Genomic DNA, 7,859 nt, shown 5'->3' with positions numbered 1-7,859 from the left:
GCGCCGGGGGCGGGCGCGGCGGACGGCCCGGTCGTGGGCCGGAACGAGGGGGCGCCCGCGGGGCCGGGGGCGCTGCGGGCAGAGGGCGCGCCGGCCGGCTTCACGGCGGGCCGGGGCACGGGCGGCGGCTCGGGTGCGCTCATCGAGGAGGGCTCGGCGCCGGCCTCGCTGGGCTTGCCGCGGACGGTGCCGTCGGGGTTGAGGAAGGCGGGGTTGCCGCCGGGCACCATGCCCAGCTCACGGGCGCGCCGCTCCAGCGCGCCCGGTGCGGAGAAGCTGTCGACCTCCTGCTGCAGGGCCTGCTGCTCGTCGGTCAGCTCGGTGGTCCGCTTCTCCAGCCGGCTCAGCTCGAAGGAGCCCTGGTTGAGGGAGGAGTTGAGCAGCAGCAGGGCGATCAGGCCGGTGCTGAGCAGGACGACCACGAGGAGCACGAAGGGCGTACGGGCCGCCGTGCTCGTACCGGCGGGGAGCAGGCCCGACAGCCGCCCGGCCCCCTTGCGCGGCCGTCCCGCGGGGCTCATGCGATGTCCTCGCGGATGCGCTCCACGCCGCGCAGCCGGGCCGGGGCCGCCCTGCGGTTCTCGGCGACCTCCTCCTCGGTGGGGAGTTCGGCGCCGCGGGTCAGCAGTTTCAGGCGCGGCTGGTAGCGCTCGGGGACGACGGGCAGGCCGGGCGGCGCGGTGTTGGCGGCGCCTGCCGCGAAGACCTGCTTGACCAGGCGGTCCTCCAGCGACTGGTAGGACAGCACGGCGACCCGGCCGCCGACGGCGATGGCCTTGACGGCGGCGGGGATGGCGCGCTCCACGCTGGCCAGTTCGGCGTTGACCTCGATGCGCAGGGCCTGGAAGGTGCGCTTGGCGGGGTTGCCGCCGGTGCGCTTGGCCGCCTGCGGCAGCGCGTCGCGGATCAGCTCGACCAGCCGCGCGCTGTTGGTGAAGGGCTCCTTGGCGCGCTCGCGCACCACCGCTTCGACGATCCGCTTGGCCTGCTTCTCCTCGCCGTAGGTGCGCAGGATCCGCACGAGGTCGCCGGGCGGGTAGGTGTTGAGGACCTCGGCGGCGCTGATGCCCGTCGTCTGGTCCATGCGCATGTCCAGCGGCGCGTCCTGGGCGTAGGCGAAGCCGCGGTCGGCCTCGTCCAGCTGCATGGAGGAGACGCCTAGGTCGAACAGGACGCCCTGGACGCGCGGGACGCCCAGGCGCTGAAGGACGTGCGGCAGTTCGTCGTAGACAGCGTGCACGAGGGTCGCGCGCTCCCCGTAGGGCGCCAGGCGCTCCCCGGCGAGCTCGAGCGCCGCCGGGTCGCGGTCCAGCGCGATCAGGCGGGCCTCGGGGAAGGTCGTCAGCAGCGCCTCGCTGTGCCCTCCCAGACCGAGCGTGCAGTCGACGACGACGGCACCGGGCTCGGTGAGCGCGGGGGCGAGCATGTCCAGACACCGCTGGAGCATGACGGGAACGTGACGAGAATTGCTGCTCATGCGCCTTCCGCAAGGATGGTCGGCAGGGGGTCCCCCGGCCGCAGGCCGGAGAAGGGCCGCACGTACCGCCTGGTCCCCGCCCGCTCTGAAGGGGAAGTGGTCCTCCGGCGACGGGGAAGTGACGTCGGCGGACCGGTGGAGCGGGAGGAGGCCGAGCCGTACGTGCGGTCTCGCACGCGAGGGATTCGGGATCCTAGGAGAGCGTCACGCCTCCCACTTCGCGCCACTTTAGTCCACTGCTCCCCGCGGTCAATCAACTGGTTCCGCGCGTCCCGAAGCGGCTTGGGAAGGGTGTGCTCACCCGGACGGGGGCACGCGCGGACCCGCTGTGCGTTGCGTCACAGACCGTGCCGATGGCCCCCTATGCCCGGCCTCACAACCGGCCGTGTCCAGCTGCGCCGACTACCGTCTTAGCCATGTCGATATCTGCGTCGCAGCCGATGCCCCCGTCCACCGACGGCGCCGCCCCCACCGGCCGTACCGTCACCGACCGCCTCGTCCAGGCCAATGAGCGCTACGCCGCCGAGTTCACCGACCCGGGGATGGACGCCCGTCCCGTCCTCAAGGTCGCCGTCGTCGCGTGCATGGACGCGCGCCTGGACCTGCATGCCGCGCTGGGCCTCCAGCTCGGCGACTGCCACACCATCCGCAACGCCGGCGGTGTGGTCACCGACGACATCATCCGCTCCCTGACCATCAGCCAGCGGGCGCTGGGCACCCGCTCCATCGTCCTGATCCACCACACCGGCTGCGGTCTGCTCAGCCTGACCGAGGACTTCCGGCACGAGCTGGCGGAGGAGGTGGGACAGCGTCCGACGTGGGCCGTGGAGGCGTTCAAGGACCTGGACGTGGACGTGCGGCAGTCGATGCAGCGGGTCCGTACCTCGCCGTTCCTGCTGCACACCGACGATGTCCGGGGCTTCGTCTTCGATGTGACGACGGGTCTGCTCAGGGAGATCGACCCTCAGCAGTGAGAGTGCCGTTACGGATCGAGTTATCCACAGGCCATGACGCGAAGCGGCGCTGGCGGCAAGAATGCGTATGTGACGTCGCCCCGGCCGTGGCCGGGCGCGGCGCACAAGTCGGGGAGGGCCGGTCCGCACAGAGGGCGTCGGTCCGAAAGAAAGGGCCGAGGAGGGCCGGGTGACGACCTATGACGAGCGAGCGAGCCTGAGCGATCTGACCACCACAGCGGAGCGGGTCCGCAGGTCGGTGGAGGGTGTGATCGAGGGCAAGCCGGAGGTCGTACGGCTCTCGCTGACCGTGCTGCTCGCCGAGGGGCATCTTTTGATCGAGGATGTGCCGGGGGTGGGCAAGACGATGCTCGCCAAGGCGCTGGCCCGGTCCATCGACTGCTCGGTGCGGCGCATCCAGTTCACTCCCGACCTGCTGCCCTCGGACATCACCGGGGTCAGCGTCTTCGACCAGCAGCAGCGGGACTTCGAGTTCAAGCCCGGCGCGATCTTCGCGCAGATCGTGATCGGCGACGAGATCAACCGCGCCTCGCCCAAGACCCAGTCGGCGCTGCTGGAGTCCATGGAGGAGCGGCAGGTCACCATGGACGGGCAGACCTACGCGCTGCCCAGCCCCTTCATGGTCGTCGCCACCCAGAACCCGGTGGAGATGGAGGGCACCTACCCGCTGCCCGAAGCGCAGCGGGACCGCTTCATGGCGCGGGTCTCCATCGGCTATCCGAGCCCGGAGGCCGAGCTGCAGATGCTGGATGTGCACGGCGGGGCCTCGCCGCTGGACGATCTGCAGCCGGTCGCGCACGCCCACGAGATCCTGAAGCTGATCGAGGCGGTGCGCACGGTCCATGTCGCCGAACCGGTGCGCAGATACGCCGTGGACCTGGTCGCGGCCACCCGCTCCCACCCCGAGCTGCGGCTGGGCGCCTCGCCGCGCGCGACGCTGCATCTGCTGCGGGCGGCGAAGGCGGCGGCCGCGCTGGCGGGGCGCGAGTTCGCGCTCCCCGATGACGTGCAGTCCCTCGCGGTGGCGGTGCTGGCGCACCGTCTGCTGCCCACCGCGCAGGCCCAGTTGAACCGCCGTTCGGCCGAGCAGGTCGTGCTGGAGATCCTGCGGCGTACGCCCGTACCGGACCAGTCCGCCCAGCAGTGGCACCGGCAGCCGCCCGGCGCGCGGGGGTTCTGATGCCCGGCGGGGGGAGCGCGCAGGGCGCGGGGCCGGAGCCGACACCCGAGCGGCACGGCGGGCTGCGCAGCGCGCTGGGCGGGCTGACCACCCGCGGCCGGTCCTTCCTGGCGGCGGGCCTGGCCGCGGCCGTGTGCTCCTATCTGCTGGGCCAGTCGGACCTGTTGCGGGTCGGGCTGCTGCTGGCGGCGCTGCCGCTGGTGTGCGTCCTGGTGCTGTACCGCACCCGCTACCGGGTCGCGGGCAGCCGCAAGCTCTCCCCCGCCCGGGTGCCGGCGGCCGCCGAGTCGCGGGTGCGGCTGCGGGTGGAGAACGTCTCGCGGCTGCCCACCGGCGTGCTGATGCTCCAGGACCGGGTGCCCTACGTCCTGGGGCCGCGGCCCCGGTTCGTCCTGGACCGGGTCGAGGCGGGCGGCCGGCGCGAGGTGTCCTACCGGGTGCGCTCCGACCTGCGCGGCCGCTATCCGCTGGGGCCGCTGCAACTGCGGCTCTCGGACCCCTTCGGGATGTGCGAGCTGACCCGCTCCTTCAGCGCGTACGACACCCTGACGGTGGTGCCGCGGGTCGAGGCGCTGCCCGCGGTGCGGCTGATCGGCGAGAGCTCGGGGTACGGCGACGCGCGGCAGCGCTCACTGGCGCTGGCCGGTGAGGACGATGTGATCCCGCGCGGGTACCGCCACGGCGACGATCTGCGCCGGGTGCACTGGCGCTCCACCGCGCGCTACGGCGAGCTGATGGTCCGCAGGGAGGAGCAGCCGCAGAAGTCGCGCTGCACGGTCCTGCTGGACACCCGGCGCACGGCCCATCACGGCGCCGGGCCCGACTCGGCCTTCGAGTGGGCGGTCTCCGGGGCCGCCTCGATCGCGGTGCATCTGCTGGAGCAGGGCTTCGCGGTGCGGCTGCTGACCGACACGGGCACCTCGGTGCCGGGTGCCGACGGGGCCCAGGCCTTCGGCGGCGGCGCCGGGTCGGCGGACGCGGCCGGGCTGCTGCTGGACACCCTCGCCGTGGTGGAGCACTCCGCCGAGGCGGGGCTGGCGCGGGCGTACGACGTATTGCGGGGCGGCAACGAAGGGCTGCTGATCGCGTTCTTCGGGGATCTGGACGAGGAGCAGGCGGCGGTGGCCGGGCGGATGCGGCAGCGCAGCGGGGCGGCGGTCGCCTTCGTCCTGGACAGCGACGCCTGGGCCACCGGGCCCGGTGGGATCAGGTTCTCCGGCGGGCAGGTGCCGATGGCCGAGCGGCTGCGGATGCTGGGCGATGCGGGCTGGCAGGCGCTGGCGGTGCCGCCCGGCGCCTCGCTGGCCGCGCTGTGGCGGCAGGCCGACGGGTCCGGGGTGCGCCCGGGCCCGGCCGACGGCGCCGGCCGGGTAAGCCCACGGGCCGGTTCGGGGACGGATGGTGCGGTATGAGGGCGATCGACGGGCTCACCGGCGGCAGGGCCGTACGGACCGGGCCGGGCGGGGTGCGGGCATGAGCGGCGGGGCGCGGCTTTCGGTGTGCGCGGCGGTGGCCACGCTGTGCGCCTCCAGCGCGCTGCTGCCGCTGGTCGAGCCGATCGGCTGGGTGCTGCAGGCCGCGATCCTGCTCGCGGTGGTGACGGCGGTCGGCGCGCTGGGCCGCAGGGTGCCGCTGGCCCGGCCGCTGACGGTGGCGGCGCAGGCGCTGGTGGCGCTGCTGCTGCTCACCTTCCTCTTCGCCCGTCAGGAGGCGGTCGCCGGGCTGCTGCCGGGGCCCGGGGTCTTCTCCGAGTTCGGCCAGCTGGTCCAGGAGGGCATTCACGACGTAGGGCGGTACGCCATCCCGGCGCCGGTCACGGCCGGCATACGGCTGATGCTGGTCGGCGGGGTGGTGGTGGTCGGCCTGGTGGTGGACGCGCTGGCGGTGACGTACCGCAGTGCGGCGCCCGCCGGGCTGCCGCTGCTGGCGCTGTATTCGGTGGCGGCCGGGCTGGCGCAGGGCGGGGCGGGCTGGCTGTGGTTCCTGGTCGCGGCGGCGGGCTATCTGCTGCTGCTCCTGGCCGAGGGCCGGGACCGGCTCTCGCAGTGGGGGCGGGTCTTCGGCGGCGGTGCTGCGGTCCGGGGCACCGGGGGCCAGGGCTTCGCCGCTGCGGCCGGTGGCCCCGCGCTGGCTCCGGTCCGTACGGGCCGCAGGATCGGCGCGCTGGTGCTCGGTATCGCGCTGGTGGTGCCCGCGGCGCTGCCCACGCTCGGCGGCGGGCTGCTGGGGGCGGCCGGCGCCGACGGGGGGACGGGCGGCGGTGGCGGCACGATCTCCGCCGTGAACCCGCTGGTGTCCTTGCAGAACAGCCTCAACCAGCCGCAGGACCGGGAGGTGCTCAACTACCGCACCACCTCCGAGGACACCCGGGAGATGTATCTGCGCATCGTCGCGCTGGACCAGTTCGACGGCACGGCCTGGAAGCCCTCGGAGCGCGCGGTGCGCGATGTGCCGGACCGGCTCCCCGGGCCGCCCGGGCTCGGGCGCGGCGTGGAGACCCTGCGGGTCAACACCTCCATATCGACCGCCGAGTGGTACGCCCAGAACTGGCTGCCGCTGCCCTACCCCGTCTCCAAGGTGGACATCCCCGGGCGCTGGCGGTTCGAGCCGGAGGGCCGCACCCTGGTCGGCGACCGCGGGCAGAACACCCGCGGGCTGCAGTATCAGGTCGAGAGCCTGCTGGTGCGGCCCACCGCGCAGCAGCTGGCCTCGGCGCCCGCGCCGCGCGCCGAGATCGCCCGGGAGTACACCAAGGTGCCCGGCTCGCTGCCGGCGGTGGTGCACGAGACGGCCCTGCGGGTGACACGCGGCGCCGGCAGCGCGTACGCCAAGGCCGTCAAGCTCCAGCAGTGGTTCGCGCTGGAGGGCGGGTTCTCGTACAACACCGAGGTCCAGGCGGGCAGCGGGACACAGGCCATCGCGCGGTTCCTGGAGATGAAGGAGGGCTTCTGCGTCCACTTCTCCTTCTCGATGGCGGCGATGGCGCGCACGCTGGGCATTCCGGCGCGGGTCGCGGTCGGCTTCACCCCCGGCACCAAGCAGGGCGACGGTACGACCTCGATCGGCCTCAAGGACGCGCACGCCTGGCCCGAGCTGTATTTCGAGGGGGCGGGCTGGACGCGCTTCGAGCCGACGCCGAGCCGGGGCAGCACACCGGAGTACACCCTCTCCCAGTCCCCCGCCGACAACGGCGGCAGCAGCCCGGCGCCGCTGCCGTCCCAGTCCTCCGGTGCCACGGCGGGCCCCTCCCCGTCCCAGAGCTGCCCCGCCGGTGACCGGCGCAGCGGGCTCTGCGGGGCCCCGCCGGTGCAGTCGGGCGCCGGGCCCGCCGACGACGGTCCGCCGGTCGCCGCTCTGGCCGCCGCCGGTGCCGCCGCGCTGCTCCTGCTGTCGGTGCTGGCGCTGCCGCTGATATGGCGGACCCGGGCGCGCTCGCGGCGGCTGGGCGGCGGCCGGGGCCAGGACGCCACGGCGCGCACCCTGGAAGCCTGGCGGGAACTGGTGGATTCCGGCTGGGACTTCGGCATCGTGCCGGAGGACTCGCTCACCCCGCGCAAGGCGGCCGCGCGGATCGTACGCATCGGTGAGCTGCGCGGGGAGGCCGCCGAGGCGGCGCAGCGGGTGGCCGAGGCGGTCGAGCAGGTCCTGTACGCCCCGCAGCCGCGGCCGGCGTCCGGGATCGGGGACGATGTGCGGCGCGTACGGTCCGGGCTGTGGGAGGCGGCCTCGCGTGGGCTGCGGCTGCGCGCGCTGCTGGCCCCGCGGTCCGCGGTGCGGATCCGGTGGGCTCTGTCGGCGCGCTGGTCGGCGCTGCGGGCCCGCTGGCGTACGGGCAGGGTGGCGGCGGGCGCCCGGCGCGCGGGCCGTGCGCTGCGCCCGTCGCGGCAGCGGGCCTGAGGCGGGACCGGCCGGGGGCGTGCCTGAGGCCGGACCGGCCGGGGGGGGGCGGGGCTGACGCGGGACCGGCCGGAGGCGGTAGGCGGCGGCCGGAGGCGGTCCTGCGCCGGAAGGGGTCGGAGGTGGCCCTGCGCCGGGACGAGCCGGGGTGGTCCTGGGCGGTTGCCAAGGCCGCGGCGGGCGGGGCGGCCTCACGAGGTCCGGACAAGGGCGGCGTCACGCGGGGAGGCGCCGTCGCGGCGGCATACTGCTGAGCGGGGGGGGGGGGGGGGGGGGGGGGGGGGGGGGGGGGGGGGGGGGGGGGGGGGGGGGGGGGGGGGGGGGGGGGGGG

The 7,859-nt window shown here is 74.8% G+C and carries 6 protein-coding genes; 4 read left to right on the top strand and 2 right to left on the bottom strand.

Annotated elements, in window-relative coordinates:
* On the bottom strand, positions 1–521 hold a 521-nt coding region (ftsL, locus tag AC4IJH_RS42800), incomplete at its 3' end, for a cell division protein FtsL (RefSeq protein ID WP_490857456.1).
* Positions 518–1,477 (bottom strand): 16S rRNA (cytosine(1402)-N(4))-methyltransferase RsmH, encoded by a 960-nt coding sequence (rsmH, locus tag AC4IJH_RS42795; protein ID WP_490857455.1) that lies wholly within the window; start codon positions 1,475–1,477, stop codon positions 518–520. The genes ftsL and rsmH, both read right to left, overlap by 4 nt.
* Positions 1,478–1,893: 416 nt before the next feature.
* On the opposite strand from rsmH, the gene AC4IJH_RS42790 reads away from it, so the two are divergent.
* The 4 genes from AC4IJH_RS42790 (at position 1,894) to AC4IJH_RS42775 (ending at position 7,528) form a co-directional block, all read left to right on the top strand.
* Complete coding sequence (locus tag AC4IJH_RS42790; RefSeq protein ID WP_490857454.1) at positions 1,894–2,451, top strand: beta-class carbonic anhydrase; 558 nt, start codon at positions 1,894–1,896, stop codon at positions 2,449–2,451.
* Between the two features lie 169 nt (positions 2,452–2,620).
* On the top strand, positions 2,621–3,631 hold the full coding sequence (locus AC4IJH_RS42785) for an AAA family ATPase (RefSeq protein ID WP_490857453.1): 1,011 nt from the start codon (positions 2,621–2,623) through the stop codon (positions 3,629–3,631).
* Complete coding sequence (locus tag AC4IJH_RS42780; RefSeq protein ID WP_490857452.1) at positions 3,631–5,043, top strand: DUF58 domain-containing protein; 1,413 nt, start codon at positions 3,631–3,633, stop codon at positions 5,041–5,043. Before AC4IJH_RS42785 ends, AC4IJH_RS42780 begins: the two co-directional genes overlap by 1 nt.
* 61 nt (positions 5,044–5,104) lie before the next feature.
* Positions 5,105–7,528, top strand: coding sequence for a transglutaminase TgpA family protein (locus tag AC4IJH_RS42775; RefSeq protein ID WP_490857451.1), 2,424 nt, complete (start codon positions 5,105–5,107; stop codon positions 7,526–7,528).
* Positions 7,529–7,859 lie beyond the last annotated feature (331 nt).

Source organism: Streptomyces sp. UF-297 (assembly GCF_058245575.1).
Note: the sequence above shows the minus strand (reverse complement) of the source record. Positions and strands in the feature narration are given on the sequence as shown.

Excerpts from the sequence above, each read along its gene's own strand:
- AC4IJH_RS42780 (WP_490857452.1), top strand. The coding sequence starts at position 3,631 with ATGCCCGGCGGGGGGAGCGCGCAGGGCGCGGGGCCGGAGCCGACACCC.
- rsmH (WP_490857455.1), bottom strand. The coding sequence starts at position 1,477 with ATGAGCAGCAATTCTCGTCACGTTCCCGTCATGCTCCAGCGGTGTCTG.
- AC4IJH_RS42790 (WP_490857454.1), top strand. The coding sequence starts at position 1,894 with ATGTCGATATCTGCGTCGCAGCCGATGCCCCCGTCCACCGACGGCGCC.
- AC4IJH_RS42775 (WP_490857451.1), top strand. The coding sequence starts at position 5,105 with ATGAGCGGCGGGGCGCGGCTTTCGGTGTGCGCGGCGGTGGCCACGCTG.